This is a genomic window from Agromyces sp. NPDC004153 (genome assembly GCF_053603635.1).
Genome location: NZ_JBSGFY010000001.1, coordinates 724,671 through 737,309, shown reverse-complemented (window position 1 = coordinate 737,309; position 12,639 = coordinate 724,671). Strand labels below are relative to the sequence as shown.

The 12,639-nt window shown below is 72.3% G+C and carries 12 protein-coding genes; 6 read left to right on the top strand and 6 right to left on the bottom strand.

The window, feature by feature from the left end; genetic code table 11:
• The first annotated feature begins 77 nt into the window (after positions 1-77).
• The gene (locus tag ACWEOH_RS03395; RefSeq protein ID WP_452028248.1) at positions 78-1,229 is read left to right on the top strand and encodes an epoxide hydrolase family protein; all 1,152 of its coding nucleotides are present in this window, start codon (positions 78-80) and stop codon (positions 1,227-1,229) included.
• Between the two features lie 135 nt (positions 1,230-1,364).
• Here the strand turns inward: ACWEOH_RS03395 and ACWEOH_RS03390 are convergent, their stop codons facing one another.
• The gene (locus tag ACWEOH_RS03390; protein WP_452028246.1) at positions 1,365-2,477 is read right to left on the bottom strand and encodes a phage tail sheath family protein; all 1,113 of its coding nucleotides are present in this window, start codon (positions 2,475-2,477) and stop codon (positions 1,365-1,367) included.
• Between the two features lie 163 nt (positions 2,478-2,640).
• Positions 2,641-3,492, bottom strand: coding sequence for an alpha/beta hydrolase (locus tag ACWEOH_RS03385; RefSeq protein WP_452028244.1), 852 nt, complete (start codon positions 3,490-3,492; stop codon positions 2,641-2,643).
• A 167-nt stretch (positions 3,493-3,659) separates the two neighbouring features.
• On the opposite strand from ACWEOH_RS03385, the gene ACWEOH_RS03380 reads away from it, so the two are divergent.
• A complete protein-coding gene (locus tag ACWEOH_RS03380; RefSeq protein ID WP_452028242.1) occupies positions 3,660-4,241 on the top strand; it encodes a TetR/AcrR family transcriptional regulator in 582 nt (193 codons plus the stop codon).
• Positions 4,242-4,347: 106 nt separating this feature from the next.
• Entirely contained in the window at positions 4,348-4,629 is a 282-nt protein-coding gene (locus tag ACWEOH_RS03375) for a hypothetical protein (protein ID WP_148732244.1), read from the top strand.
• A 90-nt stretch (positions 4,630-4,719) separates the two neighbouring features.
• Here ACWEOH_RS03375 and ACWEOH_RS03370 read toward each other — a convergent pair whose 3' ends face one another.
• Together ACWEOH_RS03370 and ACWEOH_RS03365 are read right to left on the bottom strand one after the other, a co-directional pair.
• Complete coding sequence (locus tag ACWEOH_RS03370; RefSeq protein WP_452028240.1) at positions 4,720-6,147, bottom strand: MFS transporter; 1,428 nt, start codon at positions 6,145-6,147, stop codon at positions 4,720-4,722.
• The gene (locus ACWEOH_RS03365; RefSeq protein ID WP_452028238.1) at positions 6,144-7,523 is read right to left on the bottom strand and encodes an NAD(P)-binding protein; all 1,380 of its coding nucleotides are present in this window, start codon (positions 7,521-7,523) and stop codon (positions 6,144-6,146) included. The genes ACWEOH_RS03370 and ACWEOH_RS03365 overlap by 4 nt, the downstream gene beginning before the upstream one ends.
• Positions 7,524-7,713: 190 nt before the next feature.
• On the opposite strand from ACWEOH_RS03365, the gene ACWEOH_RS03360 reads away from it, so the two are divergent.
• Together ACWEOH_RS03360 and ACWEOH_RS03355 are read left to right on the top strand one after the other, a co-directional pair.
• Positions 7,714-8,664 (top strand): cytochrome b/b6 domain-containing protein, encoded by a 951-nt coding sequence (locus tag ACWEOH_RS03360; protein ID WP_452028236.1) that lies wholly within the window; start codon positions 7,714-7,716, stop codon positions 8,662-8,664.
• A gap of 72 nt (positions 8,665-8,736) precedes the next feature.
• The gene (locus ACWEOH_RS03355) at positions 8,737-9,327 is read left to right on the top strand and encodes a class I SAM-dependent methyltransferase (protein WP_452028235.1); all 591 of its coding nucleotides are present in this window, start codon (positions 8,737-8,739) and stop codon (positions 9,325-9,327) included.
• Position 9,328: 1 nt separating this feature from the next.
• Here the strand turns inward: ACWEOH_RS03355 and ACWEOH_RS03350 are convergent, their stop codons facing one another.
• Positions 9,329-10,120 carry an EI24 domain-containing protein gene (locus ACWEOH_RS03350; protein ID WP_452028234.1) on the bottom strand — a complete coding sequence of 264 codons (792 nt, stop codon included), beginning with the start codon at positions 10,118-10,120 and terminating at the stop codon, positions 9,329-9,331.
• A gap of 96 nt (positions 10,121-10,216) precedes the next feature.
• Complete coding sequence (locus ACWEOH_RS03345; protein WP_452028233.1) at positions 10,217-11,302, bottom strand: trans-sulfuration enzyme family protein; 1,086 nt, start codon at positions 11,300-11,302, stop codon at positions 10,217-10,219.
• 148 nt (positions 11,303-11,450) lie between these two features.
• Here ACWEOH_RS03345 and ACWEOH_RS03340 point away from each other — a divergent pair, with 148 nt between their 5' ends.
• Complete coding sequence (locus tag ACWEOH_RS03340) at positions 11,451-12,626, top strand: adenosylhomocysteinase (RefSeq protein ID WP_452028232.1); 1,176 nt, start codon at positions 11,451-11,453, stop codon at positions 12,624-12,626.
• Positions 12,627-12,639 lie beyond the last annotated feature (13 nt).

Below are 12,639 nucleotides of genomic sequence, written 5' to 3'. Positions count from 1 at the left end.
GGCTCGGGCGCGGGCGCGACGACGAATTCGAGCAATTAGGAACCGAACGTTCCTCATTCGCCCGTAGCGTCGGAGACATGACGAACACCACGAACACCGCAACCACCGACATCCGCCCGTTCGCGATCGAGGTCGACCAGGCCGACCTCGACGACCTCATGGACCGCCTCGCCCGCACGCGCCTGCCGCAGCCGGCGCCCGGCGACGACTGGAGCTACGGCACCCCGAACTCCTACCTCCGCGACGCGGTCGAGCAGTGGCGCACGACCTACGACTGGCGCGCCGAGGAGGCCCGCATCAACGCCGTGCCGCACTTCATGACCGAGATCGAGGGGCAGCCCATCCACTTCATCCACGTGCGCTCGCCGCACGAGGGCGCGACGCCGCTGATCCTGGCGCACACGTACCCGGGGTCGTCGGTCGACTACCTCGACATGATCGGACCGCTCGTCGACCCGGTCGCGCACGGCGGGCGTGCCGAGGACGCCTTCGACGTCGTGGTCCCGGATGCCCCGGGCTACGGCTTCTCGAACCCCGTCTCAGAGGCGGGCTGGACGATGGCCCGAGTCGCCCGCGCCTACGACGAGCTCATGCACCGCCTCGGCTACACCGAGTACGGCATCCACGGCTCCGACAACGGCGCGCTCGTCGCCCGGGAGCTCGGCCTGCTGAACCCCGACGGCTTCCTCGGCCTGCACGTGCTGCAGCTGTTCTCCTTCCCTTCCGGCGACCCGACGGAGTTCGAGCGGCTCGAGCCGCAGGACTACGCGGCGCTCGAGTTCCTGCAGTGGTTCCAGACCGTCGGCGGCTACAACACCATGAACGCGAGCCGGCCGCAGACCGTCGCCGTGGGGCTCAGCGACTCGCCCGTGGCGCTGCTCGCGTACAGCGAGCTGTTCAACTCGTTCGGCAACGGCACCGCGCTCGTGCCCCTCGACCGGATCCTCACCGAGGTGACCGTGAACTGGTTCGCGAACGCGGCCGCGGGCATGAGCCGCAGCTACCTCGAGAACGCCCGCGTCGATGCCGACTCGAAGGTCAACGCCGCGCCCACCGGCGTGGCGATCTTCAAGGACGACTTCCAGACGATCCGGGTCTTCGCCGAGCGCGACAACTCGAACGTCGTGCACTGGAGCCGCTTCGACGAGGGCGGACACTACGCCGCGATCGAGGTGCCCGACGTCGTGGTCGGCGACATCCGGGCGTACTTCGCGACGCTGCGGGGCTGAGCGGCGCGACCGACGAGATCGAGATCAGCGGATGCCGCGAGCGGGGGCTCGCGGCATCCGTCGTCGACACGCAGGCTCGCGGCATCCGTCACGCCTGGGGCGGCGGCGCGGGCTCGGGGCATCCGCTCGCGTCGATCAGTCGTTCGGCGGCAGCGCGCGTGCCCGGATGCGGAGCACGATGAACTCGGCGGGCTTGATCGGCGCGAACCCGACGTGCACGGTGAGCCCGCCGGCGTCGAGGTCGCCCTGCGTGACGGTGTCGCGATCGCACCGGACGAAGTACGCACGCGAGGGCGTGTCGCCGTGGAACGCCCCCGCACGGAACAGGCCGTGCAGGAAGCCGCCGACCGACTTCCGCACCGCCGCCCAGAGCTCTTCGCCGTTCGGCTCGAACTGCGTCCACCGCAGGCCGCGCTCGATGCTCTCCTCGAGGAACAGCGCCATGCGTCGTACGGGCACGTACTTCCACTCGCTGGCCGCGGTGTCCGCGCCTGCGAGCGTGCGAGCGCCCCAGACGACCGGCCCACGCCCCGGGAACGTGCGCAGCGTGCTGATGCCGAGCTCGTTCAGCGCCTCGGCGTCGCGCGAGCCGAGATCGAATTCGAGGCCGTCCGCTCCTCGGAGGTGAGCGTCGGTCCCGGCGGGCGCCGACCAGACGCCCTGCTCGAGGTCGGTGCGGGCGATCACGCCGGCGACGGCCGGGGCGGGCGCGAACGCCCAGGGAGCGCCCTGCGTCGGATCCGAGCGCCGAAGTCGCGGCAGGTAGAGCGCGACGTTCGGGCTCGCCGTGCCGATCGCCGACTCGGCGCCCGCGGCCATGGCCGACCGCACGGCCGCGGCATCCGTCCACGACGTCGGCGGATCGACGAGCAGCATCGCGCGCCGGCGCTCGCAGAACGCCGCCGCCTCGGCGACGATCGCGAGGGCGTCGTCCCGCTCCGCCGACTCGGCGGGCAGCACGAGCAGGTTGACGAGGTCGACCCGGTCGAGCGCCTCGAGCCCCGAGGTCACGCCCCCGAGACCGGCGTCCTCGACGCGGATGCCGATCGCCGAACGGCCGCCGTTCTCGAAGAAGCTCCGCAGCGCCGGCCGGAGCGATCCGGCCTGAATGGCGCCCCAGATCGCGTCCTCGTCGGTGCCCCAACCGTCGACGTCGATGCCGAGGGGGTCGTCGATCGGGCCCTCGGGGGCGAGCCCGACGAACGCCGCAACGGCCGTGCCGACGCCCTCGATCGGTCGCTCCTCCATCGGCCCCACCTCCTCGTGAGCGATGCGCTCCGGGATGCCTCGGTGCGAGCCTCCTCCAGGCCCGCACCGCTGTCAAGGCGCGCGGGTGCTGCGCCCGCGCCGCCGTCGACACGGCGACGGCGCGGAGCCGGAGCTCCGGGCCGTCCGCGCGTCGACGATCGGATCAGGCCGCGGGAGTCACCGCGGCGGGCTGGGCCACGGCGTGCTCGAGCGCCCACGAGAGTGCGTAGTCGGCCACTTCCTCCCAGCCGTCCTGGCTCACGATGCGGTGCGTGCGGCCGGCGAACTCCTGGTAGTCCACGGTGGCGGGGCTGCCGGTGGAGCGGTACTTCTTCACGATCGCCCGGCCGATGGCCGGCGGCACGACGTGGTCGATCTCGCCGGTGATGACGAGCAGCGGCGCACGGTCGGTGCGGGCGTAGTCGACGTGGCTCACGCCGCCCTTCTCGTTCAGGGTCGACGCGACGCCCTCGAAGAACACGCGGTTGTAGGAGTTCACGGCCTGCTCGGCCCAGATGCGGTCGGACTCGGCGCGCGAGAGGTCGTTGCCGAACGTGAAGTGGAAGTGCGACTTCGACAGCGGCTTGGCGCCGTTGCGGTCGAACGGGTTCGAGAGGATCGGCGTGCCGGTCCAGAGCGTCGAGAGCGGGAGGGTCGTGATGCCTGCGGTCTGCCCGGGCTCGACGCCGACGTAGGCGACGCCGAGGCCGCGGTCGGCGAGCATCTGGGTGATCACGCCGCCGAAGCTGTGGCCCATGATGATCGGCTTGCGGGGGAGGGCGCGGATGATGCGCTCGTAGTGGTCGGCGATCTGCTGCAGGCCGACGCCCTTGAGGGCGGCCGGGTTGGAGCGGATGTCCTCGACGCTGCGGTCGTCGATGCCGGGCCAGCCCGGGACGATGACCTCGTGGCCCTGGGCGCGGAAGCGCTCGGCCCAGGTGTCCCAGCTCTTCGGGGTCATCCAGAGGCCGTGGACGAGGACGATGGTGGCCTTGGTGGTGTCGGTGGCGGTCATGGTTCCTGCTCCTTCGAGGTGATGCGAATCCGTGTGGGTGGCGGCGGTGGCTCTGGGTTGATCGATCTTGAAGTAGAACGACCGTTCTGTCTTGCTGGTAGCGAACATACCCGACCGCGCCGACGGATGTCAAGCAAAAAGAGAAAGATCGTTCTATCATTTTTCCTATGGCCACTCGAACGACCCCAGCCGGCACCTCCGCCGCCCGCGAACGACTCCTGCGCACGGCGTCGGAGCTCTTCTACCGCGAGGGCATCCACTCGGTCGGCGTCGACCGGATCATCGCCGAAGCAGGGGTGACCCGAGCGACGTTCTACCGGCACTTCCCGAGCAAGGAAGACCTCGTCGAGGCGTACCTCGGCGTCGAGGATGCGAACATCCGCGGCGCGTTCGAGGCCGCCGAGGCATCCGGGGCCGAGCCGAAGGCGCTCGTCGGCCTCGTCATCGAGGCCCTCGCCGACGACGTCGCCCTGCACCATACGCGCGGATGCCCCTTCATCAACGCCGCGGCCGAGTACCCCGACGCCGACAGCGGCGTGCGCGTGGCGGTGGCCGACCATCGCGCCTGGTTCCGGTCGACGCTCGAGCAGCTGCTCACCGCGGCCGAGGCGCCTGATCCCGAGGGCGCCGCGGCCGAGCTCGTGCTCGCGCGCGACGCCGCGATGGTCGGCGGCTACCTCGACGGGTGGGACCGCGTGCGGCCCGCGTTCGTGGCATCCGCCAACCGCATCGCGGGAGTCGGGGCCTGAGCGTCGACCTCGCGCCGCGATCCGACCTCGCGGCAATCCGGCGGGCGCGCGGCGCCGAACTCCCTGCAGGCGGCGCTGACGCCGCCCACGAGGATGGGAGGAACCCATGCATGTCCGCACTCTCGCCATCGCCGGGGCGCTGGCCCTGACGGCCACGTTCGCCACCGCCGCCCCCGCCGTCGCCGCGCCCGCGGACGGCACGAACTGCTGGGGCGTGGTGTCGTCGCAGGCCGCCCGCTCGGACGGCGGGCTCGGGGCGCACAGCAGCGCGCAGGACGAGCCGCGTCTCGGCCTCGGCAACGTCGCGCGACTGTTCGGGGTCGACGGCCTCGGCGGCCTGGGGTCGTTGCTCGCGTCGATCGACGGGAACGACGCGACGCACTGCTGACCGGCATCGAGGCGACAGGGCGCGCTCCGTGGGGGCGCGCCCTGTTCCCGTACGAGCTCTGTTCCCGTCCGAGCGGGGCTCGCTCGGCGCTCAGGCGGTGGCGGATGCCGCGGGCGCGGCCGGTGCCGCCCCACGACGCGTGCGCCACAGCACCACGACGAGCAGGTACAGCGCGCCCAGCGCGCCGGTGATCGCCGCGAGCAGCATCCAGTCGACCGGACCCGTGCCGCCCGCGAACGAGAGGCCGACGACGACGGTCGAGCCGATGCATCCGAGCGACCGGGCCGTCTGGAACAGGCCGGCCGCCTGGCCCTCCTGGTCGGGCGGCGCGGCGACGTAGAGCGACTGCGTGATCGAGATGAGCACGAGCACGTAGGGGATGCCGATGATCGCGGTGACGGCGAGGATGACGAGCGGCGAGGTCGAGACGCCGAGCACGAGCAGCGACAGCGTCGAGATCGCGAGCGCGGCCGCGCCGATGACGGATGCCGCGCGCAGACCTCGCCGATCGATGAGCTTCTCGGCGAACGGCGTCACGAGCGCGTTGAACGCGGCCAGCGGCAGGAGCAGGAGGCCGATGACGTCGGTGCGGTAGCCGGCGTGGTCCTCGAGGTACTGCGGGATGCCGAACAGCGCGCTGTAGAACACCAGGTTCGCGAGGATGAACACCACGTAGACGCGGATGAGCGCCACGTTCGCGGCGAGTAGGCGCAGGTCGATGAACGGCGTCGACGCCCGCAGCTCGCGCCACGCGAACAGCGCACCCGCGGCGAGCACCACCGGCACGAGCAGCCAGTTCGGCTCGGTCGTGAGGTCGAGCAGGAACACGAGCAGCGCCACGATCGTGACGACGAACAGGAGGATGCCGGGCACGTCGGCGTCGCGAACCACCGTCCACACCGGCGTGCGTGGGCGCTGCGGGTCGCGGGGAACGAGGAGGTGCGTCCAGACGAGGGCGATCGCCGCGAGCGGGATGTTGATCCAGAAGATCGCCTGCCAGCCGGCGACCACGATCAGCACGCCGCCGATGACGGGACCCACGGCGGCCGCGCTCGTGTCGATGAGCTGGATGCGCCCGATCATCTTCGGAGCGGATCCGCCCGATCGCGAGGCGATCGCGCGCAGCATGGCGGCCGCGGCCGGGAAGGTCGTGGCGGTGCCGATCCCGAGCAGGATCCGCACCCCCAACAGCCACGCGAACGTCGTGGCGAACGGGCCCAGCGCGCCCGCGATGATCGTGATCACCATGCCCGCCGCGAACACGCGACGGGCCCCGTACTCGTCGGCGAGTCGTCCCATGAGCGGCTGCAGCACCGCCGAGGTGAGGTAGAAGACCGAGATCACCCAGGTCACCGTCGCCACGTCGACGGCGAACTCCTTCCGCAGGGTGCTGAGCGACACCGCGATCATGCCCGAGTTCAGCCCGCTGAGCGCGGTGCCCGTGCAGAGCGCGGCGATGACCCAACCCGAGCGCGGCGGCGTCTTCGCCCGCGGCGCGCCGGGCGTGGGCCGGCTCACCGCAGGCCCGCCAGTTCGGCGAGCCGGGCGATGCCCGAGCCCAGGTTCGCCTGCAGGCAATCGAGCGCCTCGTCGAGCGGGGCGCCGCGCTCGCCGGGCGGCGTGCGCACGGGATTCAGCGCGACGCCGTCGGCCCAGGCCTTGATGTCGGGCTCGGCGCCGAACGAGCTCGAGGCCCGAGCGCCCAGCACCGTCATCCGCGCCCACTCGGCGAGCGAGTTGCCGTAGGGCGTCGGCGGGCACAGCCGGTTCTTCTCCGGATCGTCGTCGCGGGTCGCCTCGACGTAGCCGACGAGGGCCGCGCCGAAGCACGGGAACCCCGACCGGATCGGCTGGAGCGTGATCGCCTCCTGCGCCCAGACCGGCACGAGCGGCGCCTGCCGCAGCCCATCGCCCGCGCAGTGCACGACGAGGGCGTCGTCGGGGATCGCGATCGACGCCTCCGCGAACGTGATGCGCTCTCGCTCCACGGCCGTGATGTGCCCGTGGCGCACGACGTCGTCGATGGTACGCAGCAGGTCGAGCTCCCACGTCGCGAGCGTCGGCGCCTTGGCCATGGTGGGCGTCACCGAGGCGTCGATCCGCAGCATCACGCCCGCATCCTCCAACCGGACGAAGAGGTCGTCGAGGGATGCCGCGTCCGTCGCGGCCCGCATCAGGTCGGCGACCATGCCGACGAAGATCGCCGGGTCGGGCTGGATCACCGCGCGGTTCAGCATCCACGGGTCGCGCGGGCGGATCCAGCAGATCGCGCCGGGATCGACGCCGCGCGCCAGCAGCCAGACGCAGGCGTCGGTCGCGGTCTTGCCCGACCCCACGATGACGTACCGGCTCGGCGCCTCGTCGAGGTGCGCCAGCTCGTTGACGGGCACGACCCGGACGCCCTCGGCGACCGCGAACGGCGGCGGCTCCTCGGCCGGGATCACCGGGGAGAGGTGGTGCGCGTCGACGATGCGGCAGTGCGCGGACACCTCGTAGCGCTCGCCCGAGACCCGCGACGCGAACGTCCGGTCGCCGAGGTACTCGCACCCCGCGAAGAACTCGACCCGATCCGACTCGAGCAGGCGATCGGCCAGCACGCGCTCGTAGTAGGCGCAGATCTCGGCCCTCGTCGCACGCTCCTGCAGTCCGGCCTCGGGCCCGCGCTCCTGCAGGCGGCCGCCGCCCAGCAGGGTCGACGCGACCCCGTAGAAGGCCGACGACTGGTGCAGGCGCACGAACGGGTAGGCCTCGAGCCAGTGCCCGCCGACGCCGTGCCGTCGGTCGACGATCGCGACGCGAGCGCCGGGCGCATGGTCGACGAGGGCGTCGGTGAACGCCATCCCGGTGGCGCCGGCCCCCACCACGAGGTAGTCCGCGTGGACCGCGTGGGTCACGGGACCACTGAAGCACGCCGCGCACGGGGTGTCCACCGGCCGGTGCGTCGTGGTGTTGCGGGCCGGCTTCGCCGCTCCCGGCCGCCGACGCTAGGGTCGAGGCATCCGTTGTCGACGACCGCGGCGCCGACGTGCCGTCGAGCCGCGACCGACCGTGCCGGCCGTCGCCGGAGAAGGAACCGCCCCGGAGATGACCGTGACCTCGTCGAAGCCGAGCCGCGCGAGTGCCGCCGCCACGTGGTGGAGGGCCCAGCGCAAGCGGGTGATCTGGTGGACGGTGATCGCGCTCGTCGCGCTCGTGGTCGTGGTGGTCGTGGCGCGCTGGCTGCGCACGTTCCCCGCGATCGAGCAGTTCATCGAGACGTATCCCGGCATCGTCCCGCCGCCCGAGGGGACGCCCGTCGGCATCCCCGCGTGGCTGGGCTGGCAGCACTTCCTCAACTCGTTCTTCCTGCTGCTGCTCGTGCGCACCGGGTTCCAGCTGCGCACCAAGCAGCGACCGCCCGGCTTCTGGACGCGCGACAACAGCCGCTGGCCGCGCACGAAGCGGAACCCCCGCCGTATGGGCATCTTCCTGTGGTTCCACCTCTGGCTCGACGCGTTCTGGGTGCTGAACGGCGTCGTCTACGTCGTGCTCCTGTTCGCGACCGGGCAGTGGCTGCGCATCGTGCCGACCGACTGGGCCGTCGTGCCGAACTCGCTCTCGGCGGCGCTGCAGTACGCGTCGCTCGAGTGGCCGACCGAGAACTCGTGGGTCGTCTACAACGCGCTGCAGCAGCTCGCGTACTTCGCGATCGTGTTCGTCGCGTCGCCGCTCGCGATCCTCACGGGCCTGCGCCTCTCGTCGATCTGGCCGCTCGAGGGTCCACTCGTGCGCGCCTTCCCCGAGAAGCTCGCGAAGGCCGTGCACTACCCCGTGATGCTGTTCTTCCTCGCGTTCACGTTCGTGCACGTCGTGCTCGTGCTCACGACGGGCGCGCTCGCGAAGCTCAACCAGATGTACGCCGCGCGCGACACCGACGACTGGGTCGGATTCGTCGTATTCGCGGCATCCGTCGTCGTCATGGTCGTCGCCTGGGTGCTCGCCAAGCCGCCGCTGCTGAAGCGCATCGCCGCGTCGTCGGGTCGTGTGCAGGGCTGACGGCGCCGCGTTGAGCCCGTCGACGGATGCCGCGGGGCTGACGCCCGGGCTCCGGCGCGGTAGCGTGCCGGAGTGGCCACGCCGCTGATCGACGACGACGAGCTCGACGGCCTCGAGCGCGAGTTCGTCGCGCGCGTGCGCGGCCGGGTGCTCGAGATCGGCGCCGGCGACGGCGAGAACTTCGGGGCGTTCGACCCGAGCGTCGATTGGCAGGGACTCGAGCCCGACGCCAAGCGCAGGGAGGAGCTCGCGACCCGCGCGAAGGAGTGGCGGCACGAGGCGGTGCCGCTCGACGCCAAGGCCGAGTCGATCCCGCTGCCCGATCACTCCGTCGACGCGGTCGTCGGCACCTACGTGCTGTGCTCGGTGACCGACCAGGCCGCCGCGCTCGCCGAGGTGCGCCGTGTGCTCGTCCCCGGCGGACGCGTCGTGTTCGTCGACCACGTGCAGGCGCCGCCGCGCACGCTCAAGCGGTTCGTGCAGGCGGTGGCCACGCCGATCGCGAAGCGCGTCTGCCACGGTTGCCATTGGAACCGCGACACCGAGCGCGCCCTCGTCGAGGCGGGCTTCACGGGCGTCGACGTGCGCCGGCTCCGGGTGCGGTCGATGCCGTTCGGCCCCGTGCCGATGCTGCTCTTCGACGGGCGCGCGCCCGAGGCGTGAGTCAGCGCACGACGGGTGCCGCCGGCGGCAGGGGCTGTGCGGGCGGCGTCGCGGCCACGGCGGCGGCGGCTTCGAGTGCCGAGCGGGCGAGGAACGTCGACCCCGCGACCGCGGCGGGCATCGCGATGATCGCGCCGAGCGGCACCATGAAGCACAGCTGCGTCGCGATGCCGAATCCGAAGAGCTGGGCGCGATGCCCGCGCAGGATCGCGCGGCGCTGCGGCCCGTCCATGCCGCGCGCCTCGAACGGCCGGGACGTGAGCTCCATCGCGAGCAGGCGTCCCGAGAGCACGACGCCGAGCACGGGCGCGAGCACCGCGCCGACGACCGGGATGAACCCGACCAGGCCCACGCCGATCGCCGTGATCAGCGCGAGGCCGATGAGCCCGAGCCCGTCGCGCACGGTGCGCCAGAATCCCGTCCCCTGCTCGGGCACCGGGCCGCCGACCGAGCCCTCGACGGCCCGCCAGATCCGCTCGTAGAACGGGTCGCCCACGATGAGGGTGAGCGCCGTGAACGTCAGCGCCGCGAACACCACCGCCCCGCCGAACAGCACGGCGCCGACGAGCACCTGCACGACCATGGGCCACGGGTCCACCCAGCCGTCGGCGAACGGCGTCATCCAGTCGGCGATTCCGGCGAGGTTCACGGCCAGTGTCGAGAGACCGGCGACGATGAGCACGAACACGATCGCGGCGGGGATCACCCCGAGCATCATCACGCCCGGGCGGCGGCCCCAGAAGCCGAACCCGCGCAGGAGCATCCCGACACCCGAGAAGAACCGGCCCACCACGTGCACCACTCTAGGCGGGGCGTGTCGCCGGGCTGCCGGGCTTGACGGCGGGGGAGTGGCCCCGTGGTCGAACGCCCGGTCACCCAGGCGACCCGCCTAGACGAGCGAGTCGAGCACTCCGACCAGGTCGCGGTGCAGGTCGTCGACGTGCTCGAGCCCGACCGAGAGCCGCACGAGCCCCTCGGGGATCGTCGGCTGCTCGAGCGGCCAACGCCGGCGACGCTCGAGCGTCGACTCGACGCCGCCGAGGCTCGTCGCGTGCACCCAGAGGCTCGTGCGCTCGGCGAGGGCCTCGGCCGGCACCGCGCCGCCGCGCACGACGATCGACACGATCGCGCCGAAGCCGGGGTAGCGCACCTCCTCGAGCGCCGGATGCCCCGCGAGCCGGCGGACCAGCTCCTGCGCGTTGGCCTGCGCGCGCTCGAGGCGCACGGGCAGGGTCCGCAGGCCGCGCAGCGCGAGGAACGTCTCGAGCGGCGCAGGGATCCCGCCCGTGAGGGAGCGCCGGTGCACGACCGCGTCGGCGTGGGTGTCGGATGCCGCGACGACCGCGCCCATGAGCACGTCGCTGTGGCCCGAGATGTACTTCGTCGCCGAGTGCACCACGAGGTCGGCGCCGAGGGCGAGGGGCTGCTGCAGCAGCGGGGTCGCGAACGTGTTGTCGACCACGACGAGCGCGCCGTGCTCGTGCGCCGCCGCCGCGATGGCGGAGATCTCGGCCACCTCGAGCGCGGGGTTCGTCGGCGACTCGAACCAGACCATGGCCGCGTCGCGGCACGCGGCGGCGACCGCCGCGGTGTCGGTGATGTCGACGTACACCGCTCGCAGGCGCCCCTTCGCCTCGAGCTCGTCGAGCAGTGCGATCGTGCCCGTGTAGGAGTGACGCGGCGCCACGACGCTGCCGCCCGGCTCGACGAGGTCGAGCACCGCCGCGATCGCGGCCATTCCCGAGGCGAACGCCACGCACCGGCCGCCCTCGAGCGCGCCGAGCGCGTCCTCGAACGCCGTCCAGGTGGGGTTGCCGTACCGGCCGTACACGTGATCGCCGCCCGCCACGTACGTCGACGTGAGGTGCACGGGCACGCTCATCGAGGCATCGGGCTCGTGCGGCGGACGCCCGGCGATGATGGCGACGGTGTCGGGGTGGAGGGCCGGCGCACCGGCCTCGGTCGTCTCGTGCACTGCGGTGCCTCCCGGTGGTCCTGAGGGGAGCGGATGCCGCGACGGCGGCAGGCGCACCGGCCAGCGTATCCCGGGGATGGCGGTCGTGACGCGGCATCCGTTACCATATGTGAAAGCACCATTCATATATGAAAGTCAGGTCACGCCGATGTCGGAGCTCCTCGAACGCGGTGCCGCGCGCACCCGCTGGATCAGGTCGCGGATGCCGCTGCTCGCCGCGGTGCGCGACGAGTTCGCCGAGCGCCGGCCGTTCGACGGCCGCCGTGTCGGCATGTCGCTGCACGTCGAGCCGAAGACCGCCGTGCTGCTCGAGGTGCTCGCCGCGGGCGGCGCCGAGATCGTCGCGACCGGCAACCACGGCTCCACGCAGGACGACGTGGTCGCGTTCCTGCGCGGCCAGGGTATGACCGTGTTCGGCGCGCGCGACGACACGCTCGCCCAGCACGAGGCGAACGTGGCCTCGGTCGTCGAGGCGCGCCCAGACATCCTGCTCGACAACGGCGCCGACCTCGCCGCGGGCATCGTGGCCGCCGGCCTCGCCGACGGCGTGGTGGGCGGCACCGAGGAGACGACGAGCGGCGGCATCCGGCTGCGGTCGGAGCTCGCGGGCCGCATCCCGTTCCCGACCATCGTCATCAACGACAGCGCGCTCAAGGCGATCGGCGAGAACCGGCACGGCGTCGGCCAGTCGGTCGTCGAGAGCCTCATGCGCATCACGAACCTGATGATCCCCGGCCGTCGGTTCGTGGTCGCGGGCTACGGATGGTGCGGCCGCGGCATCGCGCAGTACCTGCGAGCGTTCGGCGGCCGGGTCGCCGTCGCCGAGATCGACGAGCTCAAGGCGTTCGAGGCCGCACTCGACGGCTACCGCGTCGCCGACCTCGGCGAACTCGCGGAGTGGGGCGAGTTCTTCATCACGGCCACGGGGCATCCGGGCATCGTCACCGACGAGATCGTCGACCGCATGCCCGACGGTGCGGTGCTCGCGAACGCGGGCCACTTCCCGTGGGAGATCGACGTCGCGTCGCTCTATGCCCGCGCGACCGAGGTCAGCGAGCTCGACGCCGCGATCGAGCGCGTCGACCTGCCCGACGGGCGGCACGTGATCCTGCTCGCCGGCGGACGCATGGTGAACCTGGCCGGCCGCGAGCCCAAGGGCAACTCGCTCGAGGCCATGGACCTCGGCTTCCTGCTGCAGTCGCTCTCGCTCGAGCGCGTCGCGACGGCCGCGTCCACGCTCGTGCCCGGGGCGCAGCCCGTGCCCGACGACCTCGAGCGCGAGATCGCCCGCCGGTTCGTGCGCGCGCTCGGCGCCGACCGCTGACGGCCGCGACGAG